We start from the raw sequence: 14,725 nt of genomic DNA on the forward strand, positions 1-14,725 counted from the left end.
GCATTGGGGCTACAAGCGTCCACACTTTTCTAGCAGGAAAAATTCCTGACCTTAAGGACTTTCGAACCTAAGCCGAAAAACCAGTAAGGTCCAATGACAATCGGGGAGGTTTTTAGGTCGTTTCGGCAAATATAAGGATAAATCTGTGAGCCGGCATAGTCTTTGGGTAGGTACAAATATCGCCGATCGTTACTGCATCACCGGGGAAATCGGTGGGGGCGGGATGGGTCGCGTCTATAGTGCCATTCCTTTTGCTGACCCCTCGCAGCAGGTGGCCATTAAAGTGATCGAGCGTGACAGCCTCGATTACGAGGATGTTCTGCGCTTCCAGCGGGAAGCCGCCTTGATGAGCCGCCTTCGCCATCCGAACATCATTGCCTTTCACGAATTGGGACTTTACCAACCCGATCGCTCCTCGGGCAAGTCCGTCATCAGCGGTTATTACATCGTGATGGAGGTGGCCCAGGGTCACAACCTGAAAGAATCCCTCACCAAGGGTGGCCGAAAGGGGCTGGAATTCTTTTTTCAGCTTGGGATGCAGGTATCATCGGCGCTTGAGTACACGCACGCCAAGAACATCATTCACCGCGATATCAAACCGCAGAATATCATCATTGAACGCACGACGGACAGCGATGAGAGTCTGCTCGTCAAGGTCCTGGACTTTGGGATTGCTCATCTGACAGAACTTGATCTTTACTCCAATGATGACAGTCTTTTGGATATCGCGGGTACACCGCTCTATATGGCACCCGAGAACAGCAAATACCTGGACGCGCCCATCGATCATCGCGCGGACCTTTATTCGCTGGGCTGTATGCTCTATGAAGTCCTGGCCGGTCGTCCACCTTTCCTCGGTAACACGCGTGAAAAGCTGGCCCGTGATCATGCCCATGCTTCCCCGGAACCCTTGACAGCGTTGCGTCCCGACATCCCTGGTATCGTCAATGACATCGTCATGAAGCTCGTTGCCAAGCATCCTCGGGATCGTTATCAAACCGCATTCGGTCTGCATGTGGATCTGCAGCGCGTCCGTAAGATTTTGGCCTCGGGACGGACGTATCAGCGCTTTCTTTTGGGGCGGTATGATCGTCTGAACATTCTGCCCAGCAACATGGAAATGGTCGGCCGCCAGGAGGAATTTGAAACCCTGGTCAGCAATTACAACGCCATAGCCAAGGAAAACAGCCGGAGCCGCCTGGCCGTCATCCGCGGTCCTGCTGGTACGGGCAAAACCCGACTCCTCAAGGAGTTCCGGGCTTATTTGGCTCGCCATCGCATTCGCTATATCAGCACCAGTTTTTCACGTCACGAGAACAACCTGCCCTTCAACGCGCTGGCCAACGGTTTCAACGAATATTTGATTCACGTGTATAAAACCCAGGCCGTCGAAGCCGAGGAAATCAAGCGTAAGGTACGGACGCTGCTGGGTCCCACTGCGCCGCTCGTGGCGCAGATCGTTCAGGGGCTTAAGCCTTATCTGGATGAAGAAAAGGAAGATGAAAATGTTCGCAATGGCCTGGAGCAGGAACGCGAATTCGACTTCAATGATTTTGCCAAGGCGTTCTCTGATTTTACGCGCTGTCTGGCGAGTGACTCCGAGCCGGTCGCTTTCTTCTTTGACGACATGCAGTGGGTTGATGATAAGAGTCTCGAACTGATCGACCGCTTCTTCAGTCATAATAATTCCCAGCGATTCTTCGTCATCATCGGCCATCGGCCTTTGGGTGAAGATGAAGGCGCCAACTTTCAAGGTTTTTTAGCCAAATTCAGTAAGCTGAGGCGCCGTTACGCAGAAATCGAAGTGAGCACACTCAATGAAGACGGCGTGGCTCGCCTCAACCGCTCCATTCTCAATCTTCAGCAGAGCATGGATCCCGAATTCCTGAGTTTTCTGCAAAAGAAGACCGGCGGCAATCCCCTATATCTCCTGGAAGTGCACCGAAGTCTCGTGACCCAGGAGCTGCTGAGCCTTGATGATCAGGGTTACTGGCGTTTCAATCTCGATGAGATTGAGAACGCAGAAATTCAGTCCAACTCCATCGATTTGACCTTGAATCGTTTGAATGAAATGGATGCCAATGACCGCCGGGTGCTGGAGGTGGCGGCCATTGTCGGGATGCATTTCACCGCGGATGCCCTGCGGGTCCAATCTCAGTTTAATGACACAGCGGTCATGCGCGCCCTCCAGTTTTCCCTGCTCACGGGCCTTGTGATGCGCAGCCAGGATCCGATCACAGGCACTAAAAACCGCGCCTTTGCCTTCACTCATCGCAGCATCCGGGAAATGATCCTTGACACCATTCCCCTGCAGCGACGCCGTGAGCTGCACCGTTTAGTGGCTTTGCGTCTGGAGCAAAGTCCAAGCGAAGGGCGGGCCCAGACCATCTTTACTCTGGCTCATCATTTCTATCAGGCTCTGCCGACTGATATAGCGTCGGATCAAAAGATGGTGGAGAAGGCTCTGGTCTATAATATGCGCGCCGGAGCCAAAGCTATCGAAGTCAAGGCTCTGCTGACGGCGCAGCGCTATTACGCGAATGCGCGGGCGCTGGTCCTGCACTGGCACGATGAATCCACAGCGACGGTTCAGGCTCAAAAAACCATCCTGCATAGCCTGGCTGATATCCTGTTTGCTCAGCGCGATTATGCGGAAGCGGCGCAAATTTATAAGGAACTGAAGCAGCTCCGGCTGAATCAGATGGAATATTCCTATGCCACCTATAAGCTCCTGCACCTCAGTCTGGTCAGCGGTCACGTGGCTTCCACCCTGCGCGAATTGGTTCAGGCCTTTCAGGCTTTGAAGTTTCCCGTCATACGCCTCAATGCTCTGAGCTATCTGAAAGCTGCCTGGGTCATGTTCAAATCCGTGGCTATGCCGCTGTCCTACAGTCTGCCCCTGCAAATCCTTCGGCAGGCGGAACCGGTGACGACCCGCCATGATCAGCAGACGTTCCATCCTTTTCTTTTGTATTTTATTGGACAGTCTGCGGGCTTTAACTATGACAAACGTCTCGGACTGGTCTATCACACGGCGCTGCTGGCCCGTTGTCAGAAGGTCCCTGTTCCTGAGGATCTGGCGCTGCGTTTGCTGTGCGATCATGCCTTGATCCTGGGCTTCATAGGCTTCAAAGAACGGGCCTATCGCCTCCTCGATATCATTCATGAAAGAGCCCATGATCAGCGTTGGGAAGCCGTGATCGGTTATCTGTCGTTCATTCAAACGCTCATCATCGATCAGTACCAGGGCAAATTCGAGGATCCGCGTGGCAACCTGGAGCGGATGCAAAAGGGCCTGGAAAGTCCCGACTTCCTGCTGCCGGCGATGCAGGAAAAAATCAGTCGGATCTTCCTCGCCTTGACCCAGGCGCAGGGCAAGGACCTGACGCGCATGATTCAAGGCCTGCCGGGCATGCTGACCATCCGGCATTGGCTGACGCCACGCGCTGTGGCCATGTATCTTTTCTGGCTGCTCCTCTCCGGTCAGCGTGATCTGATTGTGAGCTATCGCAGTTTCATTGAAAAACGCAGCAAGGCCACCAATCGTCGCGCGGATACGTTCATGCGTATCACAGAAAGCATAGTGAGCTTTGCCGCCGGGGAAAAAGACAAGGCCCGCAGCGCCTACTATGAAGCCATGCTCCTGTTCCATGATGATTTGAATAATCCTCTGCTGCTGCCCTTTGAAATCGATTTTGTTCTGCTCTACGTGACGCTGTTCCATGAAGTTTTCGCCTTCGAGTATGGCGAGGAACTGCTGATGACGTCTTCGGTGCAGCCCACCCTGATCCGCCTGATGAAGCTCGCGGAAGAGCCTCGGCAGAAGCGTCGGGCCATTCCCATCCTGACCGTGGCACGCCTGCAGGAAGTCATGGGCGGCAAGGATATCAAGGCCCTGTTTGATATTGCTTTGAAGCGTTCCAAAATCATGCAGCAGCCCCTGGTGGAATTGCTGACCGAACTTTGGTTTGGCCGGCACCTCTTCCAGGAGCGGGCCGTGGTCCGCGTGGATTACGTGCAGAAAGCTGCCGAGCAGGCCCAAAAACTCGGCCTGGATCTGGTCGTGGCCATGGCCCGTAAAACGGCGCATGATCTGGGTCATCTGACTGCCGATGATCTGACCGGTCACAGCCGACTGGAGCCGGGCGTCACCATGGAAGCGATTGATCCGCTTCTGCGTCAGCACATGCTGCTGCTGCCGCAACTGAAACCGGATATCATGGGTCTTGTTGAAGCGAAGAATAAAATCTACGACCTTTTGAATGATCGTTTGGTGTTTGCAGAATTGCACCTGATCACAGCCAACGATGTGGCCGCATTCGATGCCCTGGGTCGCCCCCCCAGTGATCGCCTGCAGCAAATGATTGCCTATCTTGGACCCTACCTGAATCTGCGTTCGTCTTTGACCATTCCCGTCGGTGATGCTCCGTGGATGCAAGGCCACATGCAGTCCATTGTGGAACGTCGCCCGGTGCTCTTTGCCCAGCAGGAACAGTCCCCGATGCCTGACAATGATGTGGCCGAAGATGTGGAGAGCACCCTGGTCCTATCCCATCCCGAACCCTTGCCGGTAGCCGGCGATCGCCTGCCGATGGCAGGCGATCGCCCGCGGCCGAGCGAGATGGTCGGCGACAGGCTGGCCCAACGCAGCATGAATACGATGGTCCCCATCCGTTACGCCAACCGTGGTCTGGGTGTTTTATTTTTAGAACGCAGTCGTTTGCAGGATGAAGATTCCACGCTTCTTCGGCAGTTGCTCGATACCTTTGGAGCCCAGATGGGCATTTGGCTGCGTGCGTATTTGGGTGGGGAGGCCGCTCATGGTGGACTGCCACTCTTAAGTTACGGCCCAGGCAGCTACCATCTCGAATCCTGTCCTTGGCTGCATGTCTGGACGGAAGGCCATCTGCGCAGTGCAAGGGAATCGGTCTGGTATCTGGGCATCAACATGAGTGAGCAAAGCTACCTGATTGTTTATTGCCGTCTCAATGGGCCGGAAGACCTGCGTGCGCCCTTGGCGTCGGTGCTTTGGCATGAGATGCTCGTTCTGCGAACCCTCTTCTCGGGTGTGGGCCGTGACCAGATCAGCGAAGGGGATGTGCAGGAGGCGGTGGAGCGCCAATTCCATTCCTATCAAGGCATCCAGAATTTAGAGAGCATTAACCTATCCTTCAGCATTATCCATCGGCAGAAGGGTGAAGTCTGGAGTGGACACTTCGGTTCGGCCCGTCCCATGATCCTGGGTGCCTCCAATGAAGTCACACCCCAGAACCAGGTGGTCATTCATTTGAGTAACGGCCGCTATCTCCGCTACTGGAAAGTGCATGGAAGCACGATGCAGAAAGGTGTCTACATTCTGGCTCATGACTCCAGCAAACTGGATCGCTTGAACCTTGCGGGTCTGAAGGAACAGAATTTTGATGCCATGAACTGGGAGCAGAAGCGATGGACCTTCCGCGAATATTTGAAACAAAATTTGATCGATGCCCACATGCCGAGGTATTTTGTGGCTGCAGCCTGGAACGGGCAACCTGCGGCTTCGCAATCCGGCCTGGATCGAGCAGGATAAATTGACTGTTCTTTGAAAAAGGCTCAGCATATGATAACCAGCTGGTTATGACGGTGTAGGCAAAAGACGGTGTAGGCAAAAGACCGAGTAGACAAAGGAGATTGGGAATGATGGGAATGGGTTGGTTGGAAATTAGCATTATCGCTGCTGTGATCGTTTTGCTGTTCGGCACGACCAAATTGCCAAAACTCGGCGGAGCCATCGGAGAAAGTATTAAGAATTTTAAAAGAGGCGTGAAGGATGATACGGCACGTCTGCCCGACGAGAATAAGAAAGACGACACAAAAAGCTGAAATCGACCCTCGTCTATGTTGCCGGGTTCATCTTGTCTGAGGGGGTGCTCTTGCAGGATCTGTTTTCTGAGCTGTTGAACAAGCGACTTGTGATGGTAACAGGCAAGGGTGGGATTGGAAAAACCCTCACCAGTTTTGCTCTAGCCCAGAAGGCGAGCGCCATGGGCAAACGCGTCTGCCTTGTCGAGTCCAGTGCACATGATCAGCTGGCACCGCTCTTTGGTTCTGAGCCAATTGGTCATAACCTCCGCGAATTAAGGCCCGGCATTTATGTCATCAATCTCAATCCCCAGGATAATTTCCGCGATTTCGTGATCAAGCATCTCGGTTTCGCGACCCTGTTCCAAAAAGTCTTCACCAGGCCGATGGTGCGATCGTTTATTCAGATGATGCCCGGCATTGCCGAGCTGACTCTGCTCGGCCGGCTCTATTATTTTTCCGAGCTCGATGTCGAAGACCGCTTCGATCTGGTGATTCTGGATGGTTTTGCCTCCGGACATTTCCACAGTCTGATGAAAACTCCGGATGCGGTGATGCATTCGGGCATGATGGGCCCGGTGATCGAGGAAACGAAACGCGTCCGGGACTTCATCGCCGATCCGCAGAAAACAGCGGTCGTGCTGGTGGCCGTCGCCGAGGATCTGGTGGTTAGTGAAGCGCTCGATTTTGTCGGCAAACTGCAGGCTGAAACTCCGGCGCAGCTGGCGGGTGTGATGCTCAATCGCAGCTTTCCACCCCTGCCGGGCAACCTGAATCCCGAAGCTTATCCTGCCAACCTCGTGCCTGGGCTTGAGTACTGGCGCGAGCGTGCCGCGAGTGAACAGGCAGCGATCACGCGCCTTCAGGATGGTCTGGCGGAATTCCGAAGCAAATTTAACAAAGACTTGCCGGTGTATCAATTTCCTGAATTCGGCGCCTTTTCCGAACCTGTCCCTAAAGATGAACTCTTGGCCTGGATGCAGGCGGCGGTGCGCGTATGACAACAGTCGATCAAGAAGGTCTTGAATCCTGGTTAAGAAAATCGCGCATTCTGGTCACGGTGGGATCAGGCGGTGTGGGCAAGACGACGACCAGTATCGCGCTAGCCTTGCTCGGCGCCAAACTTGGGCTGCGCGTCGGGCTTCTGAGTATCGATCCAGCCAAGCGACTGGCCGATGCCCTGGGCATTCCCCTGGGGAGTGAACTCTCCCCCGTACGGCTGCAGCGTCAGGTTCCAGGTCATGTGGAAGCGGCGATGCTCGATCAAAAAGCAGTCTTTGATGATATGGTGCGACGCTTTGCGCCCTCGACCAAGGCTGCTGACCGAATTTTTAATAATTCGATTTATAAGGAAGTCTCGACCAACCTGGGGGGGCCTCTTGAGTATATGGCATTGGCCAAACTGGAGACCATGCTGAGCCAGGGACGCTATGACTTGATCGTCCTCGATACACCGCCCGATACGCATGCCTTGGATTTCCTGGCCCGTCCCAATATTTTGCATGGCTTTATTGAAAATGGCGTCATGAGCTGGATGATCAAACCCTTCCACCTGGCACAAAAGCTCGGCGCTGGCGCTATATTTAAGGCGGGTGGCAAGGTGATGGCAGGGATCTCGTCGATCACCGGCATGAAGATGCTGAAGCTGCTGGCCGAATTTTTGGTGCTCATGGAAGAGGTCATCGTCGGCTTCAATCGAGTGGGGCGTGAAGTCTCCGTGGCGCTGAAACGAAACTCAACGGGCTTCGTGCTGGTGTCCGCTCCGACGGATAATGCGGTTCGTTCCGCGGCTTATCTGCTGCAGGAATTGAAGACCAATCAGTATCCGCTGCTGACTGTCATCATGAATCGTAACCTGCCTTTTGCCTTGCAGGAAGCGGCCGAGGCCTGGAACCAGAGTGATCGCCATTGGACCGAAATCCGCCCCGGCTTTGAAGTCATCAGCCGGCGCCATCGGTATGCGGCGACCCAGGCGGGAAAACTTGCGGCCCAGGCGCAGCAACTTTTCGGCAAGTCCGTCCCTCTTTTACTGCTGGAAGAACAAAGGCAGATGATTCACAGTGAAGAGAGTTTGTGGCAGTTTACTGATGCTCTGCTGAAAGCCCGTCAATACCAGGGCTGACACCAGGGCCGGTCAAAAACTTGGCGGTATTCGCTACCTTTTCTGGACTTGATAAACTAAGCTCAGGTCCCTCGTGGGCTTAACGTCGGAGATCCTTGTCCATGGCCGTTCCACGCTCACTCAGTAATCTCATGATTCAATCCATCACCGGGATTGGTCACGTGGTCACGGGGTTGATCGAAGGGCTGGGGGAATTTCTGGTCTTTGTGGGCCGCGCCTTTCGTGAGCTCTTCAGCCGACCCTTCCGCCTTAGACTCATCCTGCAGCAGATGCAGTTCATTGGCTACGAATCCACTTTTATCATACTGCTCTGCGGTTTTTTCATCGGAGCCGCCGTCAGCCTCCAGGTGGGCACCATCTTTGTCCTCTTCGGGGCGCAGAGTATGCTGGGTGCCGCTAATGCCAAGGCTTTGGCCCGGGAATTAAGTCCGCTCATGGCCGGCTTTCTGATCGCCGGTCGTGCAGGCGCTGCCATCACCGCTGAAATCAGTACCATGAAAGTGAATGAGCAGATCGACGCCATGGAAGCCATGGCGGTGGACCCCATCAGCTATCTGGTTGTGCCGCGGATGGTGGCCAGTTTTTTGATGCTGCCCCTGCTGGTGGCCCTCTTCAACCTGACAGGACAGATCGCTTCGCTCATGATCGCCCTCAATATCTTTGACATCGATCAGGGCGTTTTTTTCGATAAAATGGCGAGAATCGTCACCTGGCGTGACGTTTGGAGTGGGCTCGAAAAGGCCTTTGTCTTTGGCGGGATTATTTCCTTGCTGGCCTGCCGTTACGGGCTCGAAGCCTCAGGTGGTGCCAAGGGCGTGGGCAAGGCGACGACCAATTCCGTCGTGATGATGCTGCTGACTCTCTTAAGCGTGGACTTCGTAATCACCTATTTACAGATCGTCTGGAAATGATTGACTTCCAACAGGTTACAAAAATTTTTGGCTCCTTTCGCGTGCTCGATGAGCTGGATTTGCATATTCCCAAGGGAAAAATCACTCTGATCCTGGGGAAGTCGGGAGAAGGCAAATCGGTGACGATCAAGCACATCATGGGGCTTTTGAAGCCGACCACGGGCCGGGTGGTGGTCGACGGCGATGATATTACTGAGTTTGATGAGGAAGAGCTCCTGCATTATCGAAAAAAGTTCGGAATGCTGTTCCAGCAGGCAGCCCTGTTCGACAGCCTTTCGGTGGGCGAAAATGTGATGTTTCCCCTGCGGGAACATACCAAGATGAAGCTCAAAGAGATGCAGGATCGGGCCGAGGAAGTTTTGGAACAGGTGGGTTTGCCCGGGATTCAAAACAAGTTTCCCGATACGCTTTCCACCGGCGAGAAAAAACGAGTTGGCCTGGCTCGGGCGTTGGTCCATCGGCCCAAGATTATTCTTTATGATGAACCGACGACCGGGATGGATCCTTTGGTCTCGGAAATGATCGACAGTCTGATCATGGAAGTATCCAAACAGAATCCTGAGCTGACCTCTGTGGTCATCTCTCATGATTTGAAAGCGGCGCTGGACATCGCCGATAACTGCGTGATGCTGTACAAGGGGCGTGTGCAGCTGGCCGGGTCACCGGACGCTTTTCGAAATTCCAAGGATCCCGTGATTCGGCAGTTTTTTGCCGGAAAAGTCGACGGACCTATGGAGTTTTTCTGAGTCTTGGTCTGCACAGCTGTGCTTGCAAACGCACAGATCAGCGGACAGAAAGCGTGAAATTTGTGGTTTATTCATTGGACGAAGGGCCTTGCGATTCGTTAAGTTACAATCCCAGTAGCCGATAAGCTGTTTGCCTGAATGGAAACAGAAGGAGTTCAGAGTTCATGAGCCGGATGGGAACGGAATTTAAAGTTGGCCTGTTTACGTTGCTAGGCCTATCCGCGACCGCAGTGGCCATTTTCTTTGTGAGCCCCGAACTCTTCGACCGCAAAACCAAAGTCACCTACTATACGATCCTTAAAGACGCCTCCGGTATCTTGGAAAACACGCACGTGAAAACCAACGGCGTGAATATCGGCCGTGTGATGCGCATCAAATTGAGCGAAACCGCCACCCGGGTTGAACTGGAAGTCCTGGAGGAAGTGCCGATTCCGGCTGGATCCCAGATTGCCGTTCGTACGGTTGGTTTCTTGGGTGACAAGTATATCGATGTCGTCCGCCCGGAAAACGCCTCAGGGGAAAAACTGCCCGATGATGGCTTTATTCCGCGTTCACCCGACTCCGCGGATATCGCTGAAGTCGTCAAACTCGTGGGCTCCATTGCCGCCGATGTGAAGAAAGTGACGGAAAACCTGGCGTCCGTGCTGGGGGATAAAAAAGGCGAGCAAAAGATCAGCAATATCGTCGATAACATCGAAGAGCTGACGGCCAATGCCAAGGCTTTGTTCGCTGAAAATCGCGAAGATGTGCGGGCCATGGTTTCCAATATCCGCGAGGTGTCCGCCTCGTTGAAAGAGATCACCGACCCGGAAAATCGGGCCAAAATCGATCGCATTCTGGCGAATTTCGATGAATCGATGGAAGAAGTCAAGGTTGCCACGACCAATATCAAACAGATCTCGGAAAAAATCGACAAAGGCCAGGGTACCATTGGCCGTCTGGTGAACGATGATACCGCGCTGGAAGAAATCGAAGGCGCTTTGAAAGACCTACGGCAGGTTCTGGCTCCTGTGACCAAGCTGCAGGTTTCTGTGGACACCCATACTGAAATGCGACGTGATGATACCAGTCAGACCTATTTCAATCTGCGGTTCACCACGCGACCTGATTCCTATTATTTGATCGGCTTTACCGATTATTCAGAGCGGGTCGTCGAAACCCGCACCGAGACGATCGATGATGGTCTTGGCCCCACCAATACGCGGACGCGGGAAAGCATCAAGGATGACAAGGCGCTGCGCTTCAATCTGCAGATGGCGAAACGCTGGAAATGGATTGGCGCGCGATTGGGACTCTTCGAAACCACGGGTGGTGCCGCCGCTGACGTGTATCTATGGAAAGATCGCTTCCGGATTTCAACGGAAGTCTATGATTTTGCTAAGAAAAATGAGACAGTTCGACAGACGGCTCATATCAAGGCTTACGTCAGCGTCCTCTTCTTTGATCACCTGATGGCCATGGCCGGGATTGATGACCCCACGCGCTTCAAAGCGGGCACGACCAAGATCGATCCCCAGGCCAACTACTTCTTTGGGGCGGGTCTTACTTTTAATGATCAGGACCTGAAGGCCCTCTTTGGGATGGCGGCTATTGCCGGCAGTGGTAGTTAATTCTCATTAAAATCAATTCGTTAGCGAGCCCGTCGACCGAGCCTCGGTTTATGGCGCCTTTTTGTCATAACATCTCTTGACATATATCCGCTGATATGCCATTTTGCAGCCATCCCAGACCTCCTGGGCCTTGCTGTTGTTGGATCCTGTTGCTGTGGAGTGGAAGTCGATGAAGCCTTTAGTCCGCCTTTTACAGAAAACTGCCTTTGAGACCGTGTTGGCGACGCTGATCCTGCTTACAGCCGTCGCTCTCAGTGCTGCTGAACTCCCTAAAATTGCTGAAGGTCGCCCCTGGATGGCACCTGATATCGGTGTGAGTCTGACGCCACCCACAGGTTGGCAGATTCAACCCAATCACATGGGCAAAACCCTCGTGCTTCAGCCTGTTCCTAAACAGGAGAAAATCAAAGACTACAGCAAGCCGATTTATAATCGGAATATCACCTTAGCTGTTATCCATGAAGCGCGACCGATCGACGAAACCGAAGCCCTGACCCTGCGCACCAAGCTGGAAAAGGATTTCGGTCAAGCTGCTGGGGTTAGGGACTTTCAAGTGCTTGAACACCGTTTCATCGATTATCGACAAAAAGCCGATGGCATTCTGCTTTATACTGCGTTTCAGTTGAACGGTTTTCCGATGAGTCAGATGCATATCTTTCTTTCGGGCTCCAAAAACTCAGCGCTCCTGACCTATACGGATCTGGCTGACGCCTTTCAGAACAATGAAGACGCCATGAACCAGGCTTGGAATGCCATGCTCTCCACGGAATTGAACGGGACTGCACCCAAGCGCTATAAAGATCTGATTTATTCCGGCTCGGCCTTGGGCCTCATGCTGGTCTCTGGTTTCCTGGTCGTGCTGCTCCGCCGTCGTTCAGCCTATAAGATGTACGAAGTCGAAGAGGAAAAACTTTACCGCGACGACGCTGGTGCGGCCGAAGAGTTTTCGTCTGTCACAGGACTGGCAACTGTTGTAGCCCAGGCCCCTGTTCAAGAGGAAACCCGTGACGTGACCGATGTCTGGAATCTGGCTGTGAGTCAGGTTTCAACGACGCTGCCGAAAGCCCGCAAAAAACGTGCAAAATCCGCAGTGGAAACAGCCTGGTGATCAACACCGGACGGGGCTTCCCGTCCGGCTTCTCTTAAGCCATTCTCACCGTTTTCCTCTACACTTTCCCATACCCTAATCCCTGGACTCCTGTTACAAAGAAAAGAGCTATACCCTGGGCAGTCTCTGCCGATGGCCCGTTCGCTGTGTAAAAATGATCCATACGAAAAATGAGCGGTTTGCTATACTGGTGGAATAGGTTTCGCTGGCGGGGACCTGGGGGATTTCTTGGGAGGTTGACGGAATGCTATTACAAGCGAACAGAGTTGGGCGGTATCTGCGGTATTCACTGTTGGCCGTCTTGCTGCTCTGTAGCTCAGGGCCTGCATCTGCCCTGACGTGTTCAGAGGTGAGGCAGCTCGTGCTTTTGTACTTCAAGATGCACTTTTCTTACAACTCCTTCACAGATGATATTTCCCGCCGGACTCTCGACAATTTCCTGAAGTCGTGGGATCCAGGGAAAATGTATTTCTATCAGTCTGATTTTGATGACTTCACCGGCAAATACGCCAACCGTCTCGATGATCTCATCGGTCGCGACATGAACTGCTCGGTGATCGATGAAATCATGAATAAGTATACCCAGAGATTCAACGAGCGCAGTCAGTTCGTGAATCGGGTGATCGACGAAAAGCATGATTTCACCATCGATGAATACTTAAATGTGGACCGTAAGAACATGGCCTATCCCAAGACCGTGGAAGAGGTCAACGAGCGCTGGCGCAAGCAGATCAAGTTCCAGCTTTTGAACTTGAAGATGAGCGTTGATACGGTCGAAAAAGCTCGCGAAAAGCTGAAAAAACGCTACGAGCTCCTGGTTAGGCGGCATAACGATTTGACCAAGGACAAGGTTTATGGGGTGTTCCTCAATGCCTTCTCCGCGGCGCTGGATCCCCACTCCAGTTATATGCCTGCCGAAGATTTGGAAGACTTCCGCATCCGCACCCGCCTGTCGCTGGAAGGGATCGGCGCCAGTCTGCGAAGTGAAGATGGCTTTACCATCGTAGCCAACCTTGTGAAAGGCGGGGCCGCTGAAAAAAGCGGCATGCTGAAGGTCAACGATAAGATCATTGCCGTCGGTCAGGAAAATGGCGAAGCCACGGACGTGATCGATATGGATCTTCAGGAAGTGGTCAAGAAAATTCGCGGGGCTCGCGGTACCGTCGTCAAGCTGACTGTTCTGCGGGAAGAATCGAATACCTCGAAAAAGGTAGTCGTGCCGATTGTTCGCGAAAAGATCCAGTTGGTCGAGCAGCAGGCGTCCTCCCATGTGGTGGGAGTGGATACCAGAGAAGGCGGCAAGACCAAACATCTGAAAGTGGGCGTGATTACGCTGCCGTCCTTCTATATCGACTTTGAAGGCCGACAAAAACGTCTGAAAAACTATCGTTCCTCGTCCAATGATACCAAGGAACAGCTCAAGGCTTTGAAGGATAAAGGTGTGGATGCTGTGATCCTCGACTTGCGCAGCAACGGCGGCGGTGGTCTGGATGAATCGATCAGCACAGCCGGTCTCTTCTTTGGCGCCGGTCCAGTCGTGCAGGTGAAAGCTTCGAACGGCGAAACGGAAACCTATTACGATCCTGATGAAAGCACCTGGTACGAAGGTCCGCTGGTGGTCATGATCAACCGTCATTCGGCATCCGCCTCGGAAATCTTTGCGGGCGCCATCCAGGATTATGGCCGCGGTCTGATCGTGGGCGACTCGCATACGTTTGGCAAAGGCACCGTGCAGAACCTGAACGATCTGGCTCAAAAGCTCGGTGCGGTGAAGGTTACTGTGAATCAGTTCTATCGCGCCTCGGGTGCTTCCACCCAGCTGAAGGGTGTGAATTCGGACCTGGTTCTGCCGAGTATCGTGGATGAGCTGGAAATCGGCGAAAAGTATTATGACTACGCTCTGCCTTACGAAGAGATCAAAACGGCCAAGTATTCCAAATTCAATCTGACGAAACCTTTTGTTCCTGAGCTGAAGCGTCGTTCGGATACGCGGATGGCCACCGATGGCGAGTTCAAGAAGGTCAAGGACGAGATCGAGAAGTTCAGAAAGAACAAGGAAGAACGTTCCCGCGTCTCGCTGAAAGAGAAAAAAGAGGACGACAAGAAAGACAAGAAAGAGGCCAAGGAAGAGGAACTGCTGAACGAGTCCACCGAGTTCTCACTCAAGGATGACGTTTATTTGCAAGAAACTCTGCGTGTGGCCGCGGACTATGTGCAGCTGCTTCGCAAGCAAAAGCTGGAAGGTCAACCGGCCTTGCCTGCCATGATTGCAGCGCAGACGACCAAGCCCGCTGGCAAAGGCGACAAGTCGGTGAGTGATAACAAGAACCCGCCCAAGCCTGAAAAGAAATAACAATCAACGATGAACACTTGGAACGGGGACGAAA

At 53.2% G+C, this 14,725-nt stretch carries 9 protein-coding genes; all 9 read left to right on the plus strand.

The features are described 5' to 3' along the window. Positions 1-145: 145 nt before the first annotated feature. Positions 146-5,569: a protein kinase domain-containing protein gene (locus VE954_RS07885; protein WP_324951410.1), complete on the plus strand. Its 5,424-nt coding sequence runs from the start codon at positions 146-148 to the stop codon at positions 5,567-5,569. Between the two features lie 107 nt (positions 5,570-5,676). Then, positions 5,677-5,862: a twin-arginine translocase TatA/TatE family subunit gene (locus VE954_RS07890; RefSeq protein ID WP_324951412.1), complete on the plus strand. Its 186-nt coding sequence runs from the start codon at positions 5,677-5,679 to the stop codon at positions 5,860-5,862. A gap of 50 nt (positions 5,863-5,912) precedes the next feature. Next, positions 5,913-6,842, plus strand: coding sequence for an ArsA family ATPase (locus VE954_RS07895; RefSeq protein WP_324951414.1), 930 nt, complete (start codon positions 5,913-5,915; stop codon positions 6,840-6,842). Further along, on the plus strand, positions 6,839-7,963 hold the full coding sequence (locus tag VE954_RS07900) for an ArsA family ATPase (RefSeq protein ID WP_324951416.1): 1,125 nt from the start codon (positions 6,839-6,841) through the stop codon (positions 7,961-7,963). The genes VE954_RS07895 and VE954_RS07900 overlap by 4 nt, the downstream gene beginning before the upstream one ends. Positions 7,964-8,064: 101 nt before the next feature. Then, the gene (locus tag VE954_RS07905; RefSeq protein WP_324951418.1) at positions 8,065-8,874 is read left to right on the plus strand and encodes an ABC transporter permease; all 810 of its coding nucleotides are present in this window, start codon (positions 8,065-8,067) and stop codon (positions 8,872-8,874) included. Beyond that, positions 8,871-9,620: an ABC transporter ATP-binding protein gene (locus VE954_RS07910; RefSeq protein ID WP_324951420.1), complete on the plus strand. Its 750-nt coding sequence runs from the start codon at positions 8,871-8,873 to the stop codon at positions 9,618-9,620. Before VE954_RS07905 ends, VE954_RS07910 begins: the two co-directional genes overlap by 4 nt. Before the next feature lie 164 nt (positions 9,621-9,784). Continuing rightward, positions 9,785-11,230: an MlaD family protein gene (locus tag VE954_RS07915; RefSeq protein WP_324951422.1), complete on the plus strand. Its 1,446-nt coding sequence runs from the start codon at positions 9,785-9,787 to the stop codon at positions 11,228-11,230. A gap of 169 nt (positions 11,231-11,399) precedes the next feature. Then, positions 11,400-12,338 carry a hypothetical protein gene (locus VE954_RS07920; RefSeq protein WP_324951424.1) on the plus strand — a complete coding sequence of 313 codons (939 nt, stop codon included), beginning with the start codon at positions 11,400-11,402 and terminating at the stop codon, positions 12,336-12,338. 361 nt (positions 12,339-12,699) lie between these two features. Next, positions 12,700-14,691 carry a carboxy terminal-processing peptidase gene (locus tag VE954_RS07925; protein ID WP_324951426.1) on the plus strand — a complete coding sequence of 664 codons (1,992 nt, stop codon included), beginning with the start codon at positions 12,700-12,702 and terminating at the stop codon, positions 14,689-14,691. The last annotated feature ends 34 nt before the right edge of the window (positions 14,692-14,725 follow it).

The sequence above is a fragment of the Oligoflexus sp. genome, assembly GCF_035638955.1.
Classification (GTDB): Bacteria; Bdellovibrionota_B; Oligoflexia; order Oligoflexales; family Oligoflexaceae; genus Oligoflexus.

Coding starts and splice junctions, on each gene's coding strand:
- VE954_RS07915 (WP_324951422.1), top strand. CDS start 9,785: ATGAGCCGGATGGGAACGGAATTTAAAGTTGGCCTGTTTACGTTGCTA.
- VE954_RS07920 (WP_324951424.1), top strand. CDS start 11,400: ATGAAGCCTTTAGTCCGCCTTTTACAGAAAACTGCCTTTGAGACCGTG.
- VE954_RS07905 (WP_324951418.1), top strand. CDS start 8,065: ATGGCCGTTCCACGCTCACTCAGTAATCTCATGATTCAATCCATCACC.
- VE954_RS07910 (WP_324951420.1), top strand. CDS start 8,871: ATGATTGACTTCCAACAGGTTACAAAAATTTTTGGCTCCTTTCGCGTG.
- VE954_RS07890 (WP_324951412.1), top strand. CDS start 5,677: ATGATGGGAATGGGTTGGTTGGAAATTAGCATTATCGCTGCTGTGATC.
- VE954_RS07900 (WP_324951416.1), top strand. CDS start 6,839: ATGACAACAGTCGATCAAGAAGGTCTTGAATCCTGGTTAAGAAAATCG.